Annotated in this window: 28 protein-coding genes; 13 read left to right on the forward strand and 15 right to left on the reverse strand. The window is 71.6% G+C overall.

All coding sequences use genetic code 11. From position 1 onward, the window contains the following. Positions 1-34: 34 nt before the first annotated feature. The 3 genes from ABZ321_RS38810 to ABZ321_RS38820 form a co-directional block, all read right to left on the reverse strand. Positions 35-445: a globin gene (locus ABZ321_RS38810; RefSeq protein ID WP_344501502.1), complete on the reverse strand. Its 411-nt coding sequence runs from the start codon at positions 443-445 to the stop codon at positions 35-37. Beyond that, the gene (locus tag ABZ321_RS38815) at positions 442-2031 is read right to left on the reverse strand and encodes an MFS transporter (RefSeq protein ID WP_354900553.1); all 1590 of its coding nucleotides are present in this window, start codon (positions 2029-2031) and stop codon (positions 442-444) included. The genes ABZ321_RS38810 and ABZ321_RS38815 overlap by 4 nt, the downstream gene beginning before the upstream one ends. 233 nt (positions 2032-2264) lie before the next feature. Then, positions 2265-3302 carry a mechanosensitive ion channel family protein gene (locus tag ABZ321_RS38820; protein ID WP_344501500.1) on the reverse strand — a complete coding sequence of 346 codons (1038 nt, stop codon included), beginning with the start codon at positions 3300-3302 and terminating at the stop codon, positions 2265-2267. Between the two features lie 199 nt (positions 3303-3501). Here ABZ321_RS38820 and ABZ321_RS38825 point away from each other — a divergent pair, with 199 nt between their 5' ends. Then, positions 3502-4044: an HNH endonuclease gene (locus ABZ321_RS38825; RefSeq protein WP_344501499.1), complete on the forward strand. Its 543-nt coding sequence runs from the start codon at positions 3502-3504 to the stop codon at positions 4042-4044. A 5-nt stretch (positions 4045-4049) separates the two neighbouring features. Here the strand turns inward: ABZ321_RS38825 and kynU are convergent, their stop codons facing one another. Further along, positions 4050-5285, reverse strand: coding sequence for a kynureninase (gene kynU / locus ABZ321_RS38830; protein WP_354900555.1), 1236 nt, complete (start codon positions 5283-5285; stop codon positions 4050-4052). 116 nt (positions 5286-5401) lie between these two features. Here kynU and ABZ321_RS38835 point away from each other — a divergent pair, with 116 nt between their 5' ends. Together ABZ321_RS38835 and ABZ321_RS38840 are read left to right on the forward strand one after the other, a co-directional pair. Next, the gene (locus ABZ321_RS38835; protein WP_344501497.1) at positions 5402-5704 is read left to right on the forward strand and encodes a hypothetical protein; all 303 of its coding nucleotides are present in this window, start codon (positions 5402-5404) and stop codon (positions 5702-5704) included. Beyond that, positions 5691-6095: a DUF5130 family protein gene (locus tag ABZ321_RS38840; RefSeq protein ID WP_354900557.1), complete on the forward strand. Its 405-nt coding sequence runs from the start codon at positions 5691-5693 to the stop codon at positions 6093-6095. Before ABZ321_RS38835 ends, ABZ321_RS38840 begins: the two co-directional genes overlap by 14 nt. Positions 6096-6403: 308 nt before the next feature. Here ABZ321_RS38840 and pepN read toward each other — a convergent pair whose 3' ends face one another. Next, positions 6404-8995, reverse strand: coding sequence for an aminopeptidase N (gene pepN, locus ABZ321_RS38845; RefSeq protein WP_354900588.1), 2592 nt, complete (start codon positions 8993-8995; stop codon positions 6404-6406). A gap of 160 nt (positions 8996-9155) precedes the next feature. Between pepN and ABZ321_RS38850 the strand changes: the two genes are divergently transcribed. From ABZ321_RS38850 to ABZ321_RS38860, 3 genes are read left to right on the forward strand one after another with little or no spacing between them, the layout of a single operon-like run. Beyond that, positions 9156-9785, forward strand: coding sequence for a disulfide bond formation protein DsbA (locus ABZ321_RS38850; RefSeq protein WP_354900559.1), 630 nt, complete (start codon positions 9156-9158; stop codon positions 9783-9785). A gap of 25 nt (positions 9786-9810) precedes the next feature. Further along, positions 9811-10176, forward strand: coding sequence for a hypothetical protein (locus ABZ321_RS38855; RefSeq protein WP_344501494.1), 366 nt, complete (start codon positions 9811-9813; stop codon positions 10174-10176). A gap of 13 nt (positions 10177-10189) precedes the next feature. Next, positions 10190-10507 carry a DUF3817 domain-containing protein gene (locus ABZ321_RS38860; protein WP_344501899.1) on the forward strand — a complete coding sequence of 106 codons (318 nt, stop codon included), beginning with the start codon at positions 10190-10192 and terminating at the stop codon, positions 10505-10507. Here ABZ321_RS38860 and ABZ321_RS38865 read toward each other — a convergent pair. Further along, a complete protein-coding gene (locus ABZ321_RS38865; protein ID WP_344501493.1) occupies positions 10475-11407 on the reverse strand; it encodes a cation diffusion facilitator family transporter in 933 nt (310 codons plus the stop codon). The two genes, ABZ321_RS38860 and ABZ321_RS38865, sit on opposite strands and share 33 nt — an antisense overlap. Before the next feature lie 127 nt (positions 11408-11534). On the opposite strand from ABZ321_RS38865, the gene ABZ321_RS38870 reads away from it, so the two are divergent. The 5 genes from ABZ321_RS38870 (at position 11535) to ABZ321_RS38890 (ending at position 14226) form a co-directional block, all read left to right on the forward strand. Beyond that, positions 11535-11963, forward strand: coding sequence for an ATP-binding protein (locus ABZ321_RS38870; RefSeq protein ID WP_354900590.1), 429 nt, complete (start codon positions 11535-11537; stop codon positions 11961-11963). A 170-nt stretch (positions 11964-12133) separates the two neighbouring features. Continuing rightward, complete coding sequence (locus tag ABZ321_RS38875; protein WP_344501491.1) at positions 12134-12310, forward strand: hypothetical protein; 177 nt, start codon at positions 12134-12136, stop codon at positions 12308-12310. A 17-nt stretch (positions 12311-12327) separates the two neighbouring features. Then, entirely contained in the window at positions 12328-13494 is a 1167-nt protein-coding gene (locus ABZ321_RS38880) for a DUF1015 family protein (RefSeq protein WP_354900562.1), read from the forward strand. Between the two features lie 56 nt (positions 13495-13550). Beyond that, complete coding sequence (locus ABZ321_RS38885) at positions 13551-13739, forward strand: hypothetical protein (RefSeq protein ID WP_344501489.1); 189 nt, start codon at positions 13551-13553, stop codon at positions 13737-13739. Between the two features lie 13 nt (positions 13740-13752). Then, entirely contained in the window at positions 13753-14226 is a 474-nt protein-coding gene (locus ABZ321_RS38890; protein ID WP_344501488.1) for a ribose-5-phosphate isomerase, read from the forward strand. Between the two features lie 285 nt (positions 14227-14511). Here ABZ321_RS38890 and ABZ321_RS38895 read toward each other — a convergent pair whose 3' ends face one another. Then, complete coding sequence (locus ABZ321_RS38895) at positions 14512-14934, reverse strand: hypothetical protein (RefSeq protein ID WP_344501487.1); 423 nt, start codon at positions 14932-14934, stop codon at positions 14512-14514. A 670-nt stretch (positions 14935-15604) separates the two neighbouring features. Further along, on the reverse strand, positions 15605-16831 hold the full coding sequence (locus tag ABZ321_RS38900) for a GNAT family N-acetyltransferase (RefSeq protein WP_354900565.1): 1227 nt from the start codon (positions 16829-16831) through the stop codon (positions 15605-15607). Between the two features lie 119 nt (positions 16832-16950). On the opposite strand from ABZ321_RS38900, the gene ABZ321_RS38905 reads away from it, so the two are divergent. Both ABZ321_RS38905 and ABZ321_RS38910 read left to right on the forward strand, forming a co-directional pair. Continuing rightward, complete coding sequence (locus ABZ321_RS38905) at positions 16951-18654, forward strand: hypothetical protein (protein WP_354900567.1); 1704 nt, start codon at positions 16951-16953, stop codon at positions 18652-18654. Next, positions 18651-19400 carry a tyrosine-protein phosphatase gene (locus ABZ321_RS38910; RefSeq protein WP_344501484.1) on the forward strand — a complete coding sequence of 250 codons (750 nt, stop codon included), beginning with the start codon at positions 18651-18653 and terminating at the stop codon, positions 19398-19400. The genes ABZ321_RS38905 and ABZ321_RS38910 overlap by 4 nt, the downstream gene beginning before the upstream one ends. Before the next feature lie 15 nt (positions 19401-19415). Here ABZ321_RS38910 and ABZ321_RS38915 read toward each other — a convergent pair whose 3' ends face one another. From ABZ321_RS38915 to ABZ321_RS38945, 7 genes are all read right to left on the reverse strand, one after another. Beyond that, complete coding sequence (locus ABZ321_RS38915; RefSeq protein ID WP_354900569.1) at positions 19416-19904, reverse strand: SMI1/KNR4 family protein; 489 nt, start codon at positions 19902-19904, stop codon at positions 19416-19418. Between the two features lie 67 nt (positions 19905-19971). Beyond that, positions 19972-20760 carry a hypothetical protein gene (locus tag ABZ321_RS38920; RefSeq protein WP_354900571.1) on the reverse strand — a complete coding sequence of 263 codons (789 nt, stop codon included), beginning with the start codon at positions 20758-20760 and terminating at the stop codon, positions 19972-19974. A 123-nt stretch (positions 20761-20883) separates the two neighbouring features. After that, positions 20884-21075 (reverse strand): hypothetical protein, encoded by a 192-nt coding sequence (locus ABZ321_RS38925; protein ID WP_344501481.1) that lies wholly within the window; start codon positions 21073-21075, stop codon positions 20884-20886. A gap of 48 nt (positions 21076-21123) precedes the next feature. Continuing rightward, a complete protein-coding gene (locus ABZ321_RS38930) occupies positions 21124-21552 on the reverse strand; it encodes a hypothetical protein (RefSeq protein WP_354900573.1) in 429 nt (142 codons plus the stop codon). Positions 21553-21651: 99 nt separating this feature from the next. Then, positions 21652-21807: a hypothetical protein gene (locus tag ABZ321_RS38935; protein WP_344501479.1), complete on the reverse strand. Its 156-nt coding sequence runs from the start codon at positions 21805-21807 to the stop codon at positions 21652-21654. Between the two features lie 90 nt (positions 21808-21897). After that, entirely contained in the window at positions 21898-23085 is a 1188-nt protein-coding gene (locus ABZ321_RS38940; protein ID WP_354900575.1) for a DUF6596 domain-containing protein, read from the reverse strand. Further along, positions 23069-23470 carry a YciI family protein gene (locus ABZ321_RS38945; RefSeq protein WP_344501898.1) on the reverse strand — a complete coding sequence of 134 codons (402 nt, stop codon included), beginning with the start codon at positions 23468-23470 and terminating at the stop codon, positions 23069-23071. Before ABZ321_RS38945 ends, ABZ321_RS38940 begins: the two co-directional genes overlap by 17 nt. Positions 23471-23478: the final 8 nt, after the last annotated feature.

Here is a 23478-nt window from a genome sequence, read left to right on the forward strand (position 1 = left end):
TGGGGCGCATACCCCACTAACGAAGGAAAGTTACCTAAGACACGATGTGTCCGATATGGCCGTCCTCAGGGGCGTTGACCATGAAGTGCGCGGCGCGCTCCAGGTACTCCCACAGCACGGCCTCGGCCTCGGGCTCCAGGGCGATCGCGTCGACCGCCCGCCGCATCTGCCGCAGCCACGCGTCGCGCTCGGCCGGGCCGATCACGAACGGCGCGTGCCGCATCCGCAGCCGGGGGTGGCCACGGGCCTCCGAATAGGTGCTGGGGCCGCCCCAGTACTGGATCAGGAAGAGGCGGAACCGTTCGTTCGCCGGCCCCAGGTCCTCTTCCGGATACAGCGGTCGCAGGATCGGGTCGTCGGCCACGCCGGCATAGAACTCGTCGACCAGCTTGCGGAACGTCGGCTCGCCGCCGACGAGCTCGTAGAAGTTCGGGGAGGACGTCACCCGTCAACTATGCCGCGACCGCGGCTCAACGAGCGCGGCGGGAGCGCACCGAGGTCCGTCGTGCGCTCGCTGAGGTCGACCGTGCGCTCCTCCGGGTCGGAGACCGGCATCCGGCGCTGCGCCGGGCCGCGCTCCGCGGCGTCGGGGTCGGCGCTGGATTCGGCCCTGGATTCGGCCCTGGATTCGGCACTGGGCGTCCGGCGCTGTGCCGGACCGGGCGACGGGCGCGAGCGGCGGGCCGCGAGCGGCGCGCGGCCGAGGTCGATGGTGACCTCGCCGAAGTCCTCGTCGGCGCCGGGGCTGGCGGCGTGCGCGTCGGCCGCGACCTGGACCTTGTTGGCGGCGACGGCGTCGGCGATCGTGGCGTGGGCCGGCCAGGTGGCGACGATGACCGCCATCACGACCACGCCCGCGATCGCGAAGTAGCCGACCACCTGCGGCAGCGGGTTGTGGGTGGCGAGCCAGCCCGTGAAGAGGATCGAGCCGCCCTGGATGAGGTGCACGCCACTCTGCATCACGCCGAACGCGCGCGCCCGGTACGCCGGCGGCAACACCTGCACGAACAGCCCGTTGGTGGCCGGCAGGGTCCCCGACAGGGCGGCGCCGGAGATCAGGGTCATCGCGAGGACCCCGTAGATGTTGAGGTCGAACAGCGCCGGCACCAGCGCCAGGGGCGTGAGCAGGGAGAACGGCCGGATGAAGGCGTTGCGGCGCTGCGGCTTGACCAGCCAGGTCATCACGATGCTGCCGGCGACGAAGCCGACCGCCGCGGCGACCATGATCGTGCCGAGGTAGACGGCGTTGGGGCCGCCGGCGAGGTCGGCTGACCAGGCCGCGGCGAGACCCTCGGGCACGACGCCGAAGCAGACCCCGCAGAAGACGATGAGCGCGATCGAGCGCATCACCGGCGAGCGGAACACGACCGTGTAGCCCTCGGCGCTCTCCCGCAGCAGGTTGGTGCGCTTGTCGGCGGTGAGGCTCGGCGTGCGCTCCTGCACCCGGACCGCCACCAGGAGGGCGGAGAGGCCGAAGCTGGCGGCGTTGAGCAGCAGCGCGTACCGGGCGTCGACGGCGGTCAGCGCGGCGCCCACCGCATACCCGGCGATGAGCGCGAACTGGCCGGACGTGCGCTGCAGGGTCAGCGCGGTGACGTACCGCTCACCCTGCAGGATGCGCGGCAGCAGGGCGGAGCGGGCGCTGTCGAACGGGGGGCTCAGCAGCGCGCTGATGAACAGCAGGCCGATCAGGGCGCCGACCGGCAGGCCGCCGAAGACCGCGAGCGCGGTCATGATGCCCATCCGGATCAGGTCCGACAGGATCATGATCTTGCGGTACGAGTGCCGCTCGGTGATCGCCGACAGCACCGCGCCGATGCCGAGCCACGGCAGGTAGCTGATCGCGAACGCCGCCGCCGACGCGATCGGTGACTCCGTGCGCTGGTAGACCAGCGCGATGACGGCCGCCCGGGCGGCGCTGTCGCCGAACCAGGACAGTGCGCTGGCGGTGAACACCGCACGGTACTCGCGGTCGGCCAGCACCTCCCAGGCGCCGGCCGGGCGTTCGGCGGACTCGTCGGGATCAGACACCGGTGGAGCCCCCTTTCCATCGGTCACGACAGCGGCGTCGAGCGTTCGCGGGCGCGGCCGAGCCGGCCTTTGTCGGCGTCGAGAGGGGTCGAACGACGCCGGACCGGGACACTGTGCAGCGATGCACCTGAACGAACGGACGATAACCGACTAGCCACCCGATGCGCGACCCTACCCAGTGGGCTGGCCGCAAGTGACCGCAAGATCGGGCAAAACCATCGGTATGGTCAGAGTCAGGTCGGTCCGCCCGGGCCGCCGTCGGGGCCGCCGTCCGCAGGCGGGCGGATGAACATGCGCGAGGCGTTGATCTGCGCCGTGATCCCGGCCTTCTCCAGGGCCTCGGTGAGCCGTCGCCGCAGCTCCCGGCCGACGCGCCACTGCGCCTCGGTCGACGTCTTGACGGTCGTGCGCAGCACGGCGCCCTCGACCGTGAGCTGCTCGACCCCCAGCACGGTGGGCGGGTCGATGAAGTCGTCGACGAAGTCGGGGTCCTCCGCGACCGTCGTGGCAGCCTCGCGCAGCACCGCGGTGGCCTGGTCGACCGCGACGAACCCGACCGGCACGTCGATGTTCACCACGGCCCAGCCCTGGCTCTTGTTGCCGACCCGGACGATCTCGCCGTTGCGCACGTACCAGACGACGCCGCCCGCGTCCCGGATCGTGGTGATCCGCAGGCCGACCGCCTCGACGGTGCCCACGGTCTCGCCGATGTCGACCACGTCCCCGATGCCGTACTGGTCCTCCAGGAGCATGAACAGGCCGGCGATGAAGTCCTTCACCAGGTTCTGCGCGCCGAAGCCGATCGCCAGGCCGGCGATCCCGGCGCTGGCCAGCAGCGGCCCCAGGTTGAGGCCGATCTCACCGAGCACCAGCATGGCCGCGATGCTGAACACGACCGCCGAGGCGATGCTGCGCAGCACCGAGCCGAGCGCCCGGGCCCGCTGGTTGCGCCGCTCCCACGGCGCGGTCAGTGCGTTGGGCAGCCGCCGGCGCAGCGGGCGCAGCAGCGAGCCGCCGGTCTCGTTGTCCGAGACCGTGTGCCTGATGAGGCGGTCGATCGCCCGGTGGATCACCCAGCGGACCAGGAACGCGAGGACGATGATCAGCACGATGGTCAGCGGCTTGACCAGCACCCAGTAGCTGCTCTCGGCCAACCAGGTGATCTTCGTCTGCTCGTAGACGAACTCGCAGAACCCGTTGTCTGAGCAGCTCGGAGTGGGATCGGGCGCGGGCGCCGGGGTTGGCGCGAGGGCGAGCACGCTGCTCAACAAGCACTCCTTGCAAACGGTGCGAACCGGGGGAAGTCCACACAAACACTCGGTGCGGTGGGCGAAGGTTCACTCGCCGGCCGCAAATAGTACGTGCAATCCGAGGATCTATCAGGGACGATTAGCGCACGGACCCCCACCTCGGTGGCCCGCCATACAGACCTTCTCCAGGGAGTTTCCTTCACGCACTAGGGGGACGGCGATGCCTGACATACGACCCGCACGAGTATCGGGTGCGCTGGTTTTGAATGCCACCTACGAGCCGCTGTGTGTCGTGTCTGTCAGACGTGCCACCATCCTGGTCCTCACTTCGAAGGCGGTCTGCGTCGCTGACGGTGAGGGCATCCTGCACAGTGCGATGAACGAGCTTCCCGTGCCTTCCGTGGTCAGGCTCACGCGCTACGTGCGAGTTCCGTACCGCACGCACATAGGCCTGTCGCGCCGGGGCATCTTCGCCCGCGACGGCTGGCGGTGCGCCTACTGCCGCGGCCCGGCCGAGACCATCGACCACGTGATGCCACGCAGCCGTGGCGGGCGGCACGCCTGGGACAACGTGGTCGCCGCCTGCGCCCGCTGCAACCACACCAAAGGTGACAAAACGCCAGCCGAACTCGGCTGGCGTTTGCTTGCCAGCCCGCATGCGCCCAAGGGCGTCGCGTGGCGGGTCCTCGGTCACCGCACCCCCGACCCGCGCTGGGCCGACTGGCTCGACATGCCGATGGACAGCCAGCAGCTTGCCGCCTGACCGCATCACGTCACCCGGCCGGCGGCTGCTGCGAACTCACGGTAGGAGCCGCTGGTCAGGATGCCGCGCAGCCGCGCCATGCCCTCCCACACGTCCACGAAGCGGGTGTAGAGCGGCGCCAGCCCGATCCGTAGCCGCTCCGGGGTCCGGAAGTCGGGGACGACCCCGGCCGCCTTCAGCGCCTGGCAGATCTGCCACGCCTGCGGGTGGTGGAAGGTCACGTGCGAGCCCCTCCGTGCCGGATCCACGGGGGAGGCCAGCGTCAGCCCGTCGCTGAGTCGGATGGCGTACGAGGTGAGCTCGGCGCTCTTGTCGTACAGGCTCCGGATGCCGGCCTCGGCGGTGATCCTGGCGCCCTCCAGCGCGGCGTATCCACCGAGGATCGGTGGCGTGCCGACCTGGAAGCGCCCGATCGACTCGACCGGGTCGTAGCCGGCGCCCATGGCGAACTGGTCCCGCTGGCCGAACCAGCCCCAGATCGGCTGCCGCAGCCGCTGCTGCAGGTCGCGCCGCACGTACAGGAACGCCGGAGCGCCGGGCCCCGCGTTGAGGTACTTGTACGTGCACCCGACCGCCAGGTCCGCCCCCGACTCCCGCAGCGGCACCGGCACCGAACCGGCGGAGTGGCACAGATCCCACAGTGTGAGGGCCCCCACCCGGTGCGCGGCAGTGGTGATCGCCACCATGTCGGCGATCGCACCCGACCGGTATGCCACGTGCGACAGGCACACCAGCGCCACGTCGTCGTCCAGCGCCCGGGCGACCCGCGCCGGGTCGATGCCCTCGTCGATGTCGGTCGGCACGACCCGCAGCTCGAGGCCCCGCGCCGACGCCAGGCCCTCCAGCACGTAACGGTCGGTGGGGAAGTTGTCGTCGTCGGTCACGATGACGCGTCTGCCGGGGTTCGCGTCCAGCGCCGCGGAGGCCAGCTTGTACAGGTTGACGCTGGACGAGTCGGACAGGACGACCTCGCCCTGGTCGACGCCCAGCACCCCCTCGGCGATCACGTCACCGGCCTGTCCGGCCAGGTCGATCCACCTGTCCCAGCCGCGGACGAGCTCGCCGCCCCACTCCTGGTCGACCGCGTCACGCAGCCGGTCACGCGTCGTGAGCGGAAGCCGGCCGAGCGAGTTGCCGTCGAAGTACACGAGCTGCTCGTCGGCGATGTGGAAACGCGCGCGGAAGTGACCGATCGGGTCCTGTGCGTCACGCGTTTCGGCATACTGGCGGCTGAGGTCCATGGCCCCGACGGTATCGTCTGCGAAGATCGGCAAGACCCCCGGCAACGCGCTGGTCATCGTGGACCGCTAACGTGAAGCCGGTCTTTTAGTCCCTTCGACGCCTGGGGGCGTTGAGCTTGTCCATCATCGAGACGACGCTGATCTTCGCCGGCATCCCGGCCGTGGTCATCGTGCTCATCGCGGGCGCCAACTACGCCGGCGGTGCCCGGCGCGCCCGGCGCTACCGGCCGGGCCGGCCGTTCGAGTTCACGCCGGTCTGGTTCCTGTCCGTGCCCGAGCAGGTGACGCAGGCGGCCAAGGCCCGCGAGCTCACCGGCGCGCGGCGGGCCGAGCTGACCGCGGGTGCGCCGGCCGTGACCGAGTGGTCCGGCGACCGGGCGCAGCCGCACGCCATGGGAGGCGCAAGTGACCGGTGGTAACGGAGCTGGCCTGAAGGGCCAGCCCGACGTCCTCAACGGGCCGTTCACCACGCGCCAGCTGCTGCGCCTCGACGAGGCGCTGCGCCTGGCCGACTCCTCGACCGGCCTCACCTTCAGCATCTACGTCGGCGACCTCGACGAGCCCGTCCGCGGCCACGCCGAGCAGCTGCACGGCCAGCTCGCCGACCCGCCGCACTCCGTGCTCATCGCGGTGTCGCCCAACCAGCGCATCCTTGAGATCATCACCGGCGGCGAGGCGCGCCGCCGCCTCCCGGACCGCGCGGCCAAGCTGGCCGCCCTGTCCATGGCGGCCGCCTTCGGCGGCGGCGACCTCGCCGGCGGCCTGGTCGCCGGCCTGTCCCAGCTCGCCGACCACGCCGGCCGCCACTGACCGCTGCTTACACACGCGCGGCGGGCCCTCTTTCAGAGGATCCGCCGCGCGTTCGGCGTTTTCCGCCCCTCCACGCGTCTGTCAGCCCGACCCAAACTCTTCCGGATCACGGGCAATAAGCCCCGAGGCCGCCGCTGCCAACGATCCGGAAGACTTTGTGCTGTCGGGGCGACACAAAGTCTTCCGGATCACGGAATTCAGCCCAGCCTTCGCGGCTCGCAGGCGCTCGCGTTTGCCCCGTGATCCGGAAGACCTTGCGCTGTCAGGGCGACACAAAGTCTTCCGGATCACGGGGCGGGGGGAGCGGGTCAGTCGGCGGCGGCGTCCTTGGCGCGGGCCTTCAGGGCGCGGACGATGCCGTCGCGGCCCTCGCCGACCAGGCGGCGCAGCGGCGCGGGCCGGCCGGGCTCGGCGAGCCACGCCTCCGTGCGGGCGACCGTGTCCTCGCTGACCTGGAACGACGGGTAGCCGAGCTCGACGAACTCGGCGGCCGGCTCCGAGTCGCGGTTCTCCCAGACGGTCGTCAGGGCGTCGAAGAACGCGGGCAGGAACGGGGCGGTGAGGGACACCTGCGCCGAGTGCTGGAAGCCCTGCAGCAGCGACCGCTGCAGCCAGTTCGGCAGGTGGTGGTCCTCGACCAGGCGGCGCCAGGTCTCGGCCTTCGCCTCGGCGGTCGGGACGAGGGCGCGGGCGAGAGCGGCCTGGCGCTCGCCGCTGGCGGTGCGGTCGCGGTCGAGCTCGGTCTCGATCTGGGCCGGGTCGGCCGCGCCGTTGGCGATGAGGGCGTGCAGGATGCCCCAGCGCAGGTCCGCCTGGATGGTGAGACCGGAGGGGACGTCGACGCCGTCCAGCCAGCCCGTCAGCACCGCGAGGTCTTCGGGGGTACGGGCGGCCGCGGCGAACGAGCGGGCCCAGGCGAGCTGGAAGCCGCTGCCGGGCTCGGCGTTGCGGAGGGCGACCCGGGCGGTGGCGGCGAGGACGCGCCAGCCCTCCGGGGCCCAGGCGGGGTCGGCGTAGAAGACGAGCGCCGACTGCGCCTGCCGGATGGTCGCGGTGACCAGGTTGATGTCGCGCTCGGCGGGCAGGCCCGAAGCGACCAGCTTGATGTAGTCGCGCACGGCGAGCTCGGCGTCGCGGACCATGTCCCACGCCGCGGTCCAGACCAGCGCCCGGGCCAGGGAGTTGTCCATGCCGAGGATGTGGTCGGCGACGGTGTCCATCGAGCGCGGGTCCAGGCGCAGCTTCGCGTACGTGAGGTCGTCGTCGTTGAGCAGCAGGACGTCGGCGGCGGGGCGGCCGGCGAGGGTGGTGATCTCGGTGCGCTCGCCGTCGACGTCGGCCTCGACCAGCTCGCGGCGGATCAGGCCGGCGTCGGTCACGTCGTACAGGCCGATGCCGATGCGGTGGGTGCGCAGCGTCGGGTAGGCGGCGGGCGCCTCCTGCACGACGACGACCTGCTCATACGTGCCGTCGGCGGCGATGGTCAGCTCGGGGCGCAGGGTGTTGACCTGCGCGGTCTCCAGCCACTGCGCGGCGAACTTGCGCAGCTCCTTGCCGGAGGCGGTCTCCAGGGCCGACAGCAGGTCGTCGAACGTGGCGTTGCCCCACTGGTGCTGCTGGAAGTACGCGCGGAGGCCGGTCGTGAAGGCCTCGATCCCCACGTACGCGACGAGCTGCTTGACGACGCTCGCGCCCTTGGCGTAGGTGATGCCGTCGAAGTTGACCTCGACCGCCTCGACGTCGGGCATCTCGCAGTAGACGGGGTGGGTGGAGGACAGCTGGTCCTGCCGGTAGCCCCAGTTCTTGCGGATGGACAGGAACGTCGTCCACGCGTCGGTGAAGCGGGTCGCGCGGGTGTTGCACCAGTGGCTGGCCCACTCCGCGAACGACTCGTTGAGCCACAGGTCGTCCCACCAGCGCATGGTGACGAGGTCGCCGAACCACATGTGGGCGAGCTCGTGCAGGATCGTGTTGGCGCGCTGCTCGTACTCGAAGTCGGTGACGGGGGAGCGGAAGATGTAGTGCTGCTCGGCGTGCACGACGCAGCCGAAGTTCTCCATCGCGCCCGCGTTGAACTCCGGCGAGTACACCTGGTCGTACTTCGGCAGCGGATACCGGATGCCGAACTCCTGGTGGAAGAAGTCGAAGCCCTGCTTGGTGATCAGCAGGATGTCGTCGGCGTCCAGGTACTGCTTCATCGACTGGCGGCAGAACACGCCCAGGTCGATCCCGTCGTGGCTGTCGCGGACCTCGTGGTAGGGGCCGGCGCAGATCGCCGTCACGTAGGTGCTCATCCGCGGCGTGGGCGGGAAGTGCACCGTGAGGCCGTCGCGCCGCTCCGGCGCCATGTTGGAGATGACCCGCCAGTGCGCCGGCGCCGTCACGTGGAACGTGAAGCTGGCCTTCAGGTCGGGCTGGTCGAAGCAGGCGTAGACCCGCTGCGCGTCGGTCGTCTCGAACTGGCTGTACAGGTACACCTCCTTGTCGACCGGGTCGACGCTGCGGTGCAGCCCCTGGCCGGTCGTCGAGTAGGTGCCCATCGCCTCGACGATGAGGATGTTCGTGGCGGCGAGGCCGGGCAGGCGCAGCCCGGTCTGCGGGGACCACGCGGACGTGTCCACGACGGCGCCGTTGAGCGTCGCGCTGAGCACCTCCGTGACGGCCAGCTCGATGAAGGTCTCCGCACCCGGCTCGGTGCACGAGAAGCGCACCTCGGTGGTCGTGCGGAACGTGCCCTCACCTGGGTAGCCGGCGCCGTCCGTCAGGTCGAGACTGATGTCGTACGCCGCAACGTCGAGCAGGCGGGCCCGGTCGACCGCCTCAACCTGGCGTAGGTTGCGTACACCGGCCACGTGTCGTCTCCTGTCGTTCGCTGTGGCCGTCCCCGTCGACGGCGCCATCTCAGAGTCTTCCACGTCCATGGCGGACACCGGAGGAGTGGCTCAGGTCACCCCAAGCTCGCCTGGCACCCGAGACCCACAGGACGTAAGGATCGAATCGGATTCCCGACTCTTTCAGTAGCGTTGCTGTAGGGCCTTTTCGAGTGAGGTGTCGCCGCCAATGGCAGAAGAGCGCATCATCGCAGACATGTGGTTCGACCCGCGGTGCCCGTGGGCCTGGATCACCTCCCGCTGGCTGCTCCACGTGGAGCAGGTTCGCCCAGTTGACGTGCGGTTTCATGTCATGAGTCTGTCGATCCTCAACGAGGGTCGCGACGATCTGCCGGACCGATACAAAGAGGGTCTGGCCAAGGGTTGGGGGCCGGTCCGGTTGGCGATCGCCGCCGAGCAGAAGTTCGGCAACGACGTGCTCCGCCCGCTGTACACGGCGCTCGGCACCCGGATCCACCACGAGAAGCAGGAGCTCGGCCCGGAGCTGTACGAGGCCGCGCTCGTCGAGGCCGGCCTGTCGGCGCAGCTCGCCGGGTACGCGGACTCCACCGAGTTCGACGAGCAGCTGCGGGAGAGTCACTTCGCCGGCATGAACCCGGTCGGCATGGACGTCGGCACGCCCGTCATCCACGTGCCGGGCGAGGACGGCAAGCTGATCGCGTTCTTCGGCCCGGTCGTCACGCCGGCGCCGAAGGGTGAGGCCGCCGGCCGGCTGTGGGACGGCACGCTCCTGGTCGCCGGCACGCCCGGCTTCTACGAGATCAAGCGGACCCGCGACGTGGGGCCGGTCTTCGACTGATGCGGAAGCGGTAGGCTGCCTACCTGTGCGGCGGTTCCTGACTCCTCGGTGGGTGCTCTGGCACGTCCTGGCGCTCGCCGGGGTGGCCGTGTGCCTGGTCGCCGGTCGCTGGCAGTATCAGCGGGCGGCCGCCGGCAACATGCTGAGCTGGGCTTACACCGTACAGTGGCCGCTGTTTGCGCTTTTTGTGGTGTTTCTGTGGGTGCGGGCCGTCCGGGACGTCCTCGGGCCGAGGCCTGTGAAGACCCAGGAGCCGCTGCGCCCCAGGGCCGCACGGCCCGCGCCCCGGCCCGCCACCGCCGACGATGATCCAGAGCTCGCCGAGTACAACCGCATGCTGGCCTGGCTCGCCGCCAATCCCGACCGCCGCCCCGGCGACTTCCCAGGATGAGGTTCCCGTGCCCTTGAACAACGCGCTCGTGCGCTTCCGGATCATCGCCTGGATCGTCGGCGTGCTGCTGGTCGTGCTCACCGTCGGCACCGTACTGAAGTACGCCGCCGACGAGGAGACGATCGTGGCGCTCGTCGGCCCCGCGCACGGCTTCCTCTACATGGCCTACCTGGTGCTCGCCGCCGACCTGGCCCGCCGCGCGAAGTTCAAGCTCGGCTTCACCCTGCTGGTGCTGCTGGCCGGCACGGTGCCGTTCCTGTCGTTCGTGGCCGAGCGGGTCGTGACCCGCCGGGTCCAGTCAGCCCGACCCCTTGTAGGAAGCGCCGTGTGAGTCGGCGCAGTGCTCGGTGTCGAGCGTGTGGTCGACCTGCAGCGTCGTGTGCTCGATCGCGTACCGCTCCCGGAGCCGCTCCTCGATCGCCTCGCGCACCGCGTGGCAGTCGCCCGACGGCGCCACCAGCACGTGCGCGGACAGCGCCGGATAGCCGGAGGTGACCTGCCAGACGTGCAGGTCGTGCAGCTCGACCACGCCCGGCACGCCGACCAGCTCGCGGCCGAGCGCCGCCGGGTCCAGCCCGGCCGGCGCGGCCTCCAGGAAGATCCGGCCCGACTCGCGGACCAGCCCGAGCCCTGAGCGCACCATCAGCGCCGCCACCACCAGCGAGGCGATCGCGTCGGCCCGGTGGAAGCCGGTGAGCAGCACGACCAGACCGGCCACGGCCGCCGCGACGAAGGCGAACAGGTCCGTCAGTACGTGCTGGAACGCGCCCTCGACGTTGAGGCTGGAGCGGTCGGCCCGGCGGAGGATCCACACCACCAGCAGGTTGACGGCGGCGCCCGCCAGGGCGGTGACCAGGACCGCGCCGCCGCCCACCGACGGCGGGTGCGCCAGCCGGACCACCGACTCGTAGCCGATCCAGACGGCCAGCAGGAGCAGGGTCAGCCCGTTTGCCTGCGCGGAGAGGATCTCGGCGCGCTTCAGCCCGAACGTGAACCCGCCCGAGGGCGGCCGCGCCGCCAGCCGGGTCGCGAACAGGGCGAGGGCGATCGCCGCGGCGTCCGACAGCATGTGCGCCGCGTCGGACAGCAGCACCAGCGAGTCGACCATGACGCCGACGGTCACCTCGACCGCCATGAAGCCGGTGATCAGCGCCAGCGCGACACTCAGCAGCCGCCGGTCGGCGTCGGCCGACGGGGCGTGGTGGTGGTCGTGATCGTGGTCGTGCCCCATGCCAGCCATCTTATGCGTGCTTCGCTATATGACGGCAGCGGTTGCGGCGCCCGTTTCTGTCGCCGTGAGCCGGGGCATCTAATCAGTACGACGTTGCAGTGCGATGAAGGAGGGCTGGTCCGTGGGCATGGAAATCCAGCTGACGCTCTCGTTGCCACGCGATCGGTCCACCGTCCCGCTGACCCGCCGCGTTCTCGACGCCGCGCTGGGCGTGTTCTCCGTCACCCGGGACTGCCGCGACGACATCGGACTCGCCGTCGGGGAGGCCTGTGCCAACGCTGTAGAGCACGCCGGCGCCGACTACCAGGTCACCGTCACGATCCACGAGGACCGCTGCGTCATCGACGTCGTCGACGAGGGGATCGGGATGTCCGACGTCGCCGCCGCCTCCCCGGAGTCCGAGCCGTCCGCGGATCCCGACATCGCGGAGAACGGCCGCGGGCTGCGGATCATCCACGCCCTCGCGGACATGGTCGAGCTGCGCCGCCACCAGCCGCACGGGGTGGCGCTGCGGATCGTGAAGATGCTGACGAGGGTGACCCCGGCGACCGTCTGACCTCACCCTTTGATCGCTCCTGCTCATCCTGGTGATTTTCTGGACGGAACCATGCCGTCGATCGGCGAGCGGGTCTGCAATGGAGCCGCACAGCCGGTGCGACTCCGGCGCATCTGGGCACCGTTGCGCAGTGTGCAACGTCACCCAACGAAGCCGGAGGGCTCAACATCATGACCACGCCGACCATCCCCGTCGAGACCCGCTGGACGGTGCAGGAACGCGCCTGGAAGCAGGAGCTGCCCGACCTGCCCGACGACGTCATCGCGCTGCTGGCTCCACCGGTCGTGGTCAGCGCGTCCACCATCGCGGGACGCACCGTCCCCCGCACCTCCCCGCGGGATGTCTGAGCTATACCGTTTCGTTCATGACGGTTGCGTACCCGATCGCCCACGCCTGGCTGTCCGCCGGAGGCACCGGCGCGCAGAATTACGACGAGTTCGCCGACGACGCGGAGATCACCGCGATCATCGCGGCCAACCCGTCCAGCGCGCTCGCCATCGAGATGCCCCACCGGGCGCCGGACAATGTCGGCCGCTCCTTCACCGACAGTCTTCCCGACGCCGTGAGCCGCCTCCAGGCTGCCAAGGACGCCGGGCACTACACCGCAGCCGACGACGTGGTCGTGCTGTACCGGATCACGTCGCCCGACGGCGCCCGGGCCTACGGCCTGTGGTGCATGGTCGCCACCGACCAGATCTCCACCAGCGCCGACGAGCCCGGCGCCGTGATCCGCAACGAGGACGTCTTCATCGAGAAGGTCCGCGAGCGGGTCGCCCTCGCCGAGGCCACCCAGCACCTGCTGTCGCCGGTGCTCCTGCTGCAGACCGCGCACGGCGAGGCGCTGCACGCGGCCATCGCCCAGGCCGTCACCCACGCCGGCAGCCCCGCGGTCACCGACATCGACCCCGCCGGCCGCAGCCACGAGATCTGGGCCGTCGGCGCCGGCACGACCCGCGACCGGCTCCTGGCGCTGGCCGGCGGCGGTGAGCTCGTCGTCGCCGACGGCAACCACCGCAGCCTCGCCGCGCAGACCGCGGGCTACCCGCGCTTCCTCGCCGTGGTCACCACGCCCGAGTCGGTGGCGATCCAGCCCTACAACCGCCTGGTCTCCGAGCTCCCCGGCGGCGTGTCGTTCGGCGGTACCGCGCTGGACGCCGCCGAGGTGCCGGCCTCCGGTGGGCGCGTCCACCTGTACACGCGGGACGGCGCCTGGTCCATCGAGCTTCCCCGCGACGCGGACGGCGGCGTCATCGACAACCTCGACCACGCCCTCGTCGAGCGCCGGCTCTTCGCCGAGACCCTCGGCCTCGACCCGGGCGACAAGCGCATCACGTACGTCGGCGGCGACTACCCCGCGTCGTGGTTGCGTGACGAGGTGGACGCGGGCCGCGCCGAGCTGGCCGTGCTCATCGCCCCCGTCACCGTCGACGACTTCGTCGCGGTCAACCTCGCCCGGCAGAAGATGCCCCGCAAGAGCACCTGGTTCACCCCGAAAGCACGCGCCGGGCTGGTCGTCGCCCAACTGTCGTAGCTTCACCCGATCGTGGTAGACACTAGGCCGCTTCGTCTACGGCCTGGGGTGTGCACATGCAGATCTTCATCGCGGCGATGGTCGCCGCCTTCGGTATCGGCGCCTTTGCCGCCGCCGCCCTCGTCTGGGACCGGCGGCGGCACTGGGGCCTCACCGGTGGCGCCACCGCCGGATGGGTGTCCGGGCTGCTCTTCGTCGGTTTCGCCCTGGTGGTGGGTTCCTGCCTGGGCCTGATCCAGTTCTGACAGACTTCCCGGTATGCGCGTCTATCTTGGTTCGGACCATGCCGGCTATGAGCTGAAAGTGCACCTGGTCGGCGCCCTGCAGCTGCAGGGTTACGAGGTCGTCGACGTCGGCCCGGCGAAGTTCGACCCCGACGACGACTACCCGGCCTTCTGCTTCCACACCGGCGCCCGCGTCGTCGCCGACCCCGGCAGCCTCGGCGTCGTCATCGGCGGCTCGGGCAACGGGGAGCAGATCGCGGCCAACAAGGTCCTCGGGGTCAGGGCCGCCCTGGCCTGGAACCTGGACACCGCCCGCCTCGGCCGCGAGCACAACGACGCCAACATCGTGGCCGTCGGCGCCCGCCAGCACACGCTCGACGAGGCAACCGCCCTCGTGACGGCGTTCCTGTCCACGTCCTTCTCCGGCAACGAGCGGCACGCCCGCCGGATCGCGCAGGTCCTGGACTACGACACCACCCGCGTCCTGCCACCCCTGCCCGAGTCCTGACAGCCGCTCTGCCCTGCGCTGCTCTGCTCTTGTACAGACGTTGGTCAATGCCCTGAAATGCCCCTTTTTCCGAATCGACGCTGCGCGATCCACCCCCAATTCGATCTCTGAAACGGGGGTGGATCGCGCACTGTCTATGGGACAAAAGCCGCAAACCTGCGCATTGACCAACGTCTGTGCTGCGCCCTGTCGGCGGGTGGGGTGGCCGTGCGCCGTCCATTGTGTGGAGGGCTGCAACCTGCGCATTGACCAACGTCTGTGTTGCGTGTCGTTGGGGCCGGCCGGTCAGGTGCGCGGGCGGTGGCCGGGGCGGGTCAGTTCTTCGCGGGGGACCCAGCCGCGGCGGATGATCTGCAGGTCGCGCTCGGCGGCGGCCAGGTCGTCGTCGGTGGGGCGGGCGGCGTCGCGGGCGCGCATGGCGGCGGAGACGCTCACCTGGGACGCGCCGCCGCCGACGAGGCCGCGTAGGCCGCGTTCGGAGACCACCTCGTCGTGGTGGTGGTGATGGTGGTGGGTGTCGTGGTGGTGGTCGTGGTCGCGGTCCTGGTCGTCCCTGGGGTTGCCGGGGTGCCGGTCGGCGTGGTGGTGGGGGTCGGTGTCCGCGGTTTCGGGGTCGTGGACGTTCGCGGTCATGGCGAACGCGCCCGACAGCTCCGCGAGCTGGGCCGGGCTCGGCGGGGCCGGGCTGGTCGGGGCGACGCTCGGCACAGGCGTGCCTTCGGGTCCTTGTGAAGGCGTGGCGCTCGGCGCGGGCGCTGGTCCTGCTCCTTGCGGTGAAGCGGCGCTCGGTCCCGCTCCCTGCGGAGGCAGGACGCTCGGCGAGGGTGCCGCGCCCGCCCCTTGCGGAGGCGTGGCGCTCGGTCCCGCCCCATGTGAAGGGCTGCCGGGCAGCGGAGGAGCGCCGAGCGGTAGCGGGGGTGAGGGGGCGTCCTGGCCGCTGCCGGAGGGGCGGCCGGTCGATGCGAGATCTGCCGGGGAGACGGCGGACTGAGCGGCGGCGGCCGGCGGGCCGGAGGTCGGCTGGGTGCTGACCGGGGGGTGGATCGGCGGCCGGGGCACGGGCGCGTGGGGCTTGGCCGCCGTCGCTGCTTCCGCCGTCGTCGGCTCAGCCGTCGCCGCTTCCGTCACCGCTGCTTCCGTCGTCGTCGGCTCCGCCGCAGGCATGTCCGCCGGCGGGGCGTCGGAGGGGGTGGCGGCAGCTGGTCGTACATCGGCCGCAGACGCATCGGGAGCGGTGTCGGCGGCGGGGTCCAGGTCGTCCATGGCGGGTGGCTGGGCGTCGGTGGTCACCGGTTGGTGATGCCGCATGCGGCGCCGCCGGCGCTGGATCCCACCCACAGCACAGACCCTACCCGTTCCGGGGCCCGGAGCAGAGGGATCAGAAGATCTCGATCGATACGGGGGCGACGTGCCAGCCGAAGGCGGTGCTCGCCGCGGCGACCGCGCCGGGGCGGTGCTCCTGGACGCGGCCGGTGGCGGCGAGCGTGCCGAGGGTCGTGCCGCCGAGGTATGCGGCGCCGAGCTCGAGGATGTCGCAGGTGAGGTCGGCGGGGGCGTCGGTGGGGGAGCAGTTGACCAGGGCGCCTCCGGCGCCGGCGCGCAGGCGCCAGCGGCCCGCGTTCGCCGGCAGGAGGGTGTCGGTGACCTCGATGACGACGTCGACGGGGGCGGCGTACTTGCGGGAGGTCAGCGCCCGGGGCAGGTCCACGATCCGCAGCCACAGGCCGTCGCCGACCTTGCCGGCCAGGCGGCGGGGCTCGTCGACCATGTGGAAGATCGGCTCGTCGACGCTGGAGAGGCCCATGACGACGGTGCGGGTGAGGTCGACGCCGAGCAGGAAGCGCCACAGCGCGGCGTAGGCGTGGGGCGTCGCGGCGACCAGCTCCACGACGTTGACCTCGCCCTTCGGGCCGTTGTCGTCCCACTGGCTGCGGACGCGGTAGCGGGTGTACCCGTCGACGACCCCGTCCGAGTTCTCGAACAGCACGGCACGCGTCGCCGTGTGCCCGTCGCGCTCGGACTCCAGGTCGGTCGTGAGGACAGTCCACCAGGCGTCGCTGCGGGACGACAGGCCGGGCCGGCCGGCGAGCGACCGGGCGTACACCTCGGACAGCTCCTTGAGCACCTCGGTGGGCGCCGCGCCGCGCAGGTGCCCCGCGCCGGTGCCGATGGTGCCGCGGATCGCGACCTCACGGCGGTCGGCGCGGATGGTGACGTTCTGCGACGCGAGGCCGTAGCCGAACCGCTGGTAGATGCGCCCCTCCGACGCCCACAGCACCGCGACCGCCTCCGGCACGGTGGTGAGCTGCTCGGTCATCATGCGGCGCAGCAGGCCCTGGCGGGTGTGCACGGGGGAGACGGTCACCGCGGTCACGTGGGCGGCGGGGATCACGGCACCCGGCACGGCGAGGTCGCGGGTGAGCGCGCCGGCGGTGCCGACGATCCGCCCGTCCGACTCCGTCAGCAGGTACCGCGCCAGGTCGAGCACCAGGTGGAGCTTGCTGCCCGGGTCGGGGGCGCCGAGCCCGTTGAAGTTGGACCGGATCACCTCGCGCATGGCGGGAAGGTCGGCGGGTGTCGCGGCGCGCAGCGTGTATCCGGTCACGCAGTCGTGTCTACCTCGTGACCTCCACTGAGCGCGACCGATTTCGTGGCGTGGTTACTCTCGGAAGTGACCGACGGCAAGTATCCGGGGGCGGAAGTCTGTCTGGGGGGAGTCGCACGATGACGCAGGGTGCGTTGCTGGACCTGGTATGTGGTCCGGCGAGCCCTTTGCCCGAGACGTTCCAGCGCTATCGGCTCGTCGCCCATCTGGGCTCGGGCGGTCAGGCGGACGTCTATCGCGCGGTGCGCATCTGCGGCGGGGTGACGTCGGCGCCGATGACCGTGAAGGTCTTCCGGATCGACCCGCAGCGGCCGATCGCCGACGAGCTGCGCTCGTGGGACAAGGGCGACGCCGCCCTCATGGACCTCAACAACCGGGGTGTCGGCGGCATCTGCCGGCGCGCCGACGGCTTCTACGGGCCGCCACCGCACCGTCCGGGGGAGCGGCCGGCGCCGGGTGACGCCGTGCCGTACCAGGTCTACGACTACCTGCACGGGGTCAACCTGCGCGAGTACATCGCGCAGCGGGCCGGCATGGCGCCCGGTGGCCGCCGGCTCAACGCCGTCGGCGCGCTCAAGACGCTCGGGTCGGTGCTGCAGGCGCTGCACTACCCGCAGCAGTCCGGCGCGACGGCCGTCCTGCACATGGACGTCAAGCCGTCCAACCTCATGGTCCTCGCGACCGGCGAGGTGCGCCTGATCGACTTCACCGGCGCCCGGTACTTCCGCGAGGAGGAGATCACCCAGATCGCCTACACCCCGGAGTCCGGCGGCCCGGAGGCGTTCGGCGGCGTGAAGTACGTCGGTCCCGCGTACGACGTGCACGGCTACGGCGCGGTCGCCTACTTCATGGTCACCGGCGCGTATCCGCGGGTCGACGGCCGCACCGACCAGCGCAACCCGCAGGAGGCCTCGCCGCCGCAGTGGAACGTGCTGCGCCGCCACCCGCTGCTGGAGCGCATCCCGGCCCTGCGGGACCACCTGCACGCGCCGCTCGCCGACCGCCCGGCGGAGCGCCCGGACACCCGCGAGCTGCCGTCGTGGCTGGCCCACCTGGCGGAGCTGGTGCGCCGGTCCGGGCTGCCCGACGTCGGCTGCGACTGGGTCGAGCCGGAGGCGTCGGAGACGTCGCGGGCCGTCGGCCGGGCCAGGCCGTCCGTCACGGGCACCGAGACCGACGCGTACCAGCGCATCGAACGCCTGGAGCGGGAGCTGGTCGCCCTTCGCGCCGGCTCCTCGGCCCCGACCGCGTTCTACACCGCGCCGCCCGTTTCCGCGCCGCCCGTTTCCGCACCGCCTGTCTCCGCACCGCCTGTGTCCGGTGTACCGGTGTCGCCCGGCGCGACCGGCGTCGCCGTCTCCGATGCCGGCGTGCCGCAGATGCGCGGCCGGGCCAAGGTCGTGCACCGGCCGGCGCCCGACCCGACCGGCATGATGCCCTCCGATCCCGAGATCGAGCGCCCCATGTACCGGCCGGAGCCCGGCGAACGCGCCCGCACCCTCAAGATCGGCTGGGAGCTGACCGGCACCGGCGCGTTCATCGCGTTCATCTGCTGGGGCCTCTGGGCGCTGGACAGCGACGGCAGCCTCAGCGGCCCGTTCATCGCGTTCCTGGTCGTCCTCGCCGTCGCCGCGGGTGTGTTCACCCTCACCCGGCTCGTCGGCCGGCTCGTCCTGGAGCAGCGCTTCGGCCGGATCCGCCGCAGCGCGAAGGGCGCCCACGCGCTCACCGGCCTCTTCCTGGCCGGGGCGGGCGTCGCCTACCTGCGCGAAGTCGGCTGGTTCATGCAGTTCTGGACCTGGCTGACGGGCCTGTCCGGGTGAGGCGCTGGCAGCCCGGCCGGGGGAGACGCTGGCGGCGCCGCCGCACCACCCACACCCTGGAAGGCCTGATCAACTTCCGGGACCTCGGCGGCCTGCCCGCCGCCGGCGGCGCGGTCCGCCCCGGCCGCCTCTTCCGCAGCGACTCCCTCGCCTACGCCACCGGCGCCGACGCCACCCACCTCCTGAAGGACCTGCGCGTCGCCACCGTCATCGACCTGCGCGGCGAGTACGAGGTGGCCCACCTGGGCCGCGGGTTCGTCGAGACCGCCCCCGTCGACTACGTCTCCGCCCCGATCGCCGACGTCAGCGGCGCCGCCGACCTCGTGGGCCACTACGTCGCGATGCTCACCGAGAAGGGCGACGTCCTCGCCTCCACGGTCCGCCTCCTGTCCACCTCCTCGACCCTGCCGGCCGTCTTCCACTGCGAGGCCGGCTGCGACCGCACCGGCGTGCTGGCCGCGGTGGTCCTCGGCCTCCTGGGCGTCCCAGACGAGGTCATCGCCGCCGACTACGCCGCCACGGCCGCCGCGATGCCGCGCATCCACGAGCGCGTCTCGGTCGTCGTCGACCGCCTCGGCCTCCCGCCCCGCCCCGCCTCCGTCCTGGACTGGACCCCCGAGGCGACGATGATGCTGCGGACGCTGGAGCTGGTGAAGGACCGCTGGGGCTCGATCCAGGACTGGGCCCACACGTACGGGCTGAAGGACGACGACCTGTCCGCCCTGCGCGCCGCGCTGGTCGCCTGAACCGTCCCGGCCCGCTCAGTCGTAGGCGTCGCCCAGCCGCGGGAACGACGGGTCGTCCCAGTGCAGCGCCCGCCCTTCGGCGCGCAGCATCCACTCGAGCAGGTCCGTGAAGCTGCTCGCCACGACATCCATGGACCCGACGATGCCGTGCCGGTCCCAGGAACTGTCGTAGCAGCGGCCACTGTGAATGTCGCCGAAATCGGCGGAGATGTACGAATACGAGCTGTCGTTGGTCTTGGCGATGAGATACCAGGCGTCCGACGGGTCGTCCGGGAACTCCTCCCGAACGATTGCCGGGTTGGCCTTGACGACCCGGTCCGGAGGCAGGATCAGCGCGCCGTGGAACTCGTCGGCGAACAGTTCCGCGCCGCCGCATGCGGCATAGAAGTCGATGACGTCCCGCGGTGCGGTGTGGTGCGGCTCGATCCGGATCGGGCCGGACGGCGGGAACACCCGGCATCCGGCCCGCGACCCGATCTCCCGCAGCAGTGTTGCGATGTCCACGAGCGGAGATCCTAGGCAGGCGAACAGAGGTACTCCGCGAACACGCATCGGCGGGCGACACGAGCTTTCAGGGCGCGCGGCCGATCTTCGACATGGACAGCTCCACGCCGATGGCCGGGCGGTCGGGGGTGCCGGCCGGGTCACTCGTCACGGCGACGCAGAGGTCTGTCGTGGCGGACTGGCCGAGGCGGCGTACCGGGCGGCACGACTCGGACGAGGCCCCGCCCGGCACCGCCAAGGTGCCCCATCCCTTGGTCTCCTGCAGGTGCCGCCGGAGCCGCTCGGTGAGGGCGGCGGTGGAGTCACCCGCGGTGCCGGTGACGCGGTAGTACGTCCAGCAGGCGTGGCCGCCCTGGTCGCAGCCGTCGGCTCCGTCAGGCCCGGTGGCGCTGGTCGCGGTCAGCCCGGCGGGCAACGGGAACAGCTCGTCCGGCGACGGTTCGCCGACCTGGTTCCACGAGAGCACGCCGACGCCGCAGGCGAGCGCCAGCGCCCCGCAGGCGACCAGCGTGGGGACGGTCCGGAACGGCTGGGACCGCCGGGTCGCCGCCACCAGCAGCGCGACACCGCCGGGGACGAGGTACCAGATCAGGGTCGGCACGACGATCGCCATGCTCCGGTCGCCGGGCTGCCCGGGCAGCGTCCACCGGATCGTGGCGATCGCGGCGAGCAGGACCAGCGCTATCGGCAGCGCCGCCCGGATGCGGGGCGCGAACAGGCACCACGCGGCGAGGGGCAGCCACGCGCAGACGACGACGGGCGCGACGACGCTGTGCGCCAGCCGCCACCCCACCGCCATGGCGACCACCAGCCCCACCGCGGGGACACCGATCCGCCACCATAGATCCTTCGCCACGCCGATCATCAAACCAGCATCGATACGGCCGCGCCGTCCCGCCAGCGGGCCAGCCCCAGCTCGCAGGCTTCGCCGTCCATGCGGATGCCTCGCCGTAGGTCAAGCATCGCGGCGAGGCGATCGTCAGGTCGTGTCCTTCTTCACCGCTGCGTCGCGCTCGGCGACGCTGCCGAACTCGCGTCCGCACGCGGTGCAGATGTAGTCGCCGGTCTGGGCGCCGAGGTAGTACTCCTTGGCGAGGTCGGCGTGGGCGCACGGCGGGGATCCGGCCTCCCGGTGCCGCGCCCGGAGCTCGCTCGCACGGTCGGACTGCACGGATCAAGCCTAGGCGGCGGTGGTGCCTCCCGCGCCGGGCTGCGGCGATCAGGTCGCCGCGCGCCAGCGGGCGCGGTCCTCGCCCGGCTTACGGGTGCAGCGCATCAGCGTTCCGGTCGACGTGTGTCCGATCGCACCTTCGGGCGAGCAGAAGGCGCCCGGGTGGACGTTGTTGTTGCCGCCGCCGGCCGGGGCGGTCGTCTTCGGAGGCGCCGGCTTCGTCGTGGTCGGCTTCGCGGCGCCGGTCGTCGTCTTCGGCGCAGGGACGCCGGTCGCCGGTACAGACGCGGCAACGGACGCAGATGGCGACGCGGACGGGGACGGAGACGGAGACGGGGAGTCGGACACCGACGCGGACACCGACGGCGACGCGGAGCCGGCCGCGGCCACGGACTGGGTGCCCGGCTTCGCGGTGGAGCCGCAGCCGGCGAGGGCGAGCAGGACGATCACGGCGGCGGTGAGGCGGCGACGGCTCATGCGCTGATCTTCCGCCGCGGAGCGCCATCGTTGATCGGTCGCGCGGACGTCATCGGAATCACGTTCAGTCAAGGATCCAGTACGTTCGGACAGCGCCGGTCATTCCTGGGAGGTCCAGCGGACCGGGAAGACGCCGACGCGGGACTCGTGGACCGGGTCGCCGGCAGCGACGTGGTCGGGGTGTTTCGAGCAGCGGACGGGGACGTCGCCGGTGGCGGTCGGGGTGAGCTTCACGGCGGTGCAGGTGATCTCCATGAGTGGGGACAGTAGTCGAACAGGCGTTCGAAATCAGCCGGATCATGGAATTGACCAGGAGGAACGCCCGCTACGTGCCGGACCGTCCGATCATTGGCACGCGGCGGCGCGGGTGTGCAGGTACCGGCGAAGGGGCACGCTGCCGGTGAGGCCGGCGGCCTTCGTGTAGGCGTCGCGGGCGTCCGCGAGCGAGCCGCTCATCTCCAGCAGATGCCCCCGCACCGCGTGGAAACGGTGATCGCCCGCCAGGGAGCTCAGCGACGACAGCAGCGACAGGCCGGCGGAAGGGCCCGAGGCCATCGTCACCGCCACCGCGTGGTTCAGCGCGACCATCGGGTTGTCCGTCAGGGTCAGCAGCAGCTCGTACAGTGCGACGATCTGCGGCCAGTCGGTCTCGGCGGCGGTGGGGGCCTCGTCGTGCAGGGCCGCGATCGCCGCCTGCAGCTGATACGGGCCGACCGGGCCGCGGGGCAGCGCCGCCGTGACGAGGGCGACACCTTCCGCGATCAGCGCCGCGTCCCAGAGGGTGCGGTCCTGCGTGTCCATGGGGACGGGGGTGCCGTCGGGCGCGGTGCGGGCGGGCCGCCGCGCGTCGGTGAGCAGCATCAGCGCCAGCAGCCCGGCGACCTCGCTGTCGGTGGGCATCAGCCGGTGCACGAGCCGTGCCAGCCGGATCGCCTCGGCGGCCAGATCGGGCCGGTGCAGGTCGTGGCCGGTCGTGGCGGCGTAGCCCTCGTTGAACATGAGGTAGAGCACGTGCAGCACGGCGCCGGAGAAGCCGGACGGCAGCGCGAACGGCACGCCGCTGGCCTTGATCCGTTGCTTGGCGCGGCTGATGCGGCGGGCCATCGTCGCCTCCGGCACCAGGAACGCCCGCGCCACCTCGACGGTGGTGAGGCCGCCGACGGCCCGCAGCGTCAGGGCGATCTGGTCGGGCGGGGTCAGCGACGGGTGGCAGCACATCGCCAGGAGGATCAGGCTGTCGTCGTGCGCCGCGCCCGACGGCGGCGGGGGCACCCACTCCGCCTCGCGGCGCAGCCGTGCCTGCTCGCTGCGCAGCAGGTCCGTCAGCCGCCGCGACGCGACGGTGATCAGCCAGCCGCGCGGGGACTCGGGGACGCCGCCGGTGGGCCACTGCGCCGCGGCCGCGATGAGCGCCTCCTGCACGGCGTCCTCGGCGTGGTCGAAGTGCCCGTACCGGCGCACGAGCGCGCCGAGGACCTGCGGCGCGAGTGAACGCAGCAGGTCCCCTGATGCGTCCTCAGAGACCGATCTCATCGCCGGATTCGATGATCGGCCGCACGTCGGCGTAGGCCGTCGCGGCGGCCGCGGGCGGCGCGGGGCACTGGCCGAGCCGGGAGGCGATCTCGGTGGCCCGGTCGAAGCTGTCGACGTCGACGATCCAGTACCCGGCGAGGACCTCCTGCGTCTCCGCGTACGGCCCGTCGGTGACCAGCGGCGGCGTCCCGCCGATGCGGCGGGTGTGCACCGGGGCGCCCAGGGCTCGGGTCTCGACCAGCTCGCCGGCCGCCTCGAGCTCCTGGTTGAACTTCGTCATGAACTCGCCCATCGCGGCGAAGTCCTCGGCGGTCCAGACCGGGGCGTCGCCGGGCTTGCCGGCCATCTCGTCGTAGTCCCGCTGCGACGCGTACGTCAGGATCATGTACTTCA

It is taken from the genome of Dactylosporangium sp. NPDC006015 (assembly GCF_040614215.1).
GTDB lineage: Bacteria > Actinomycetota > Actinomycetes > Mycobacteriales > Micromonosporaceae > Dactylosporangium > Dactylosporangium maewongense.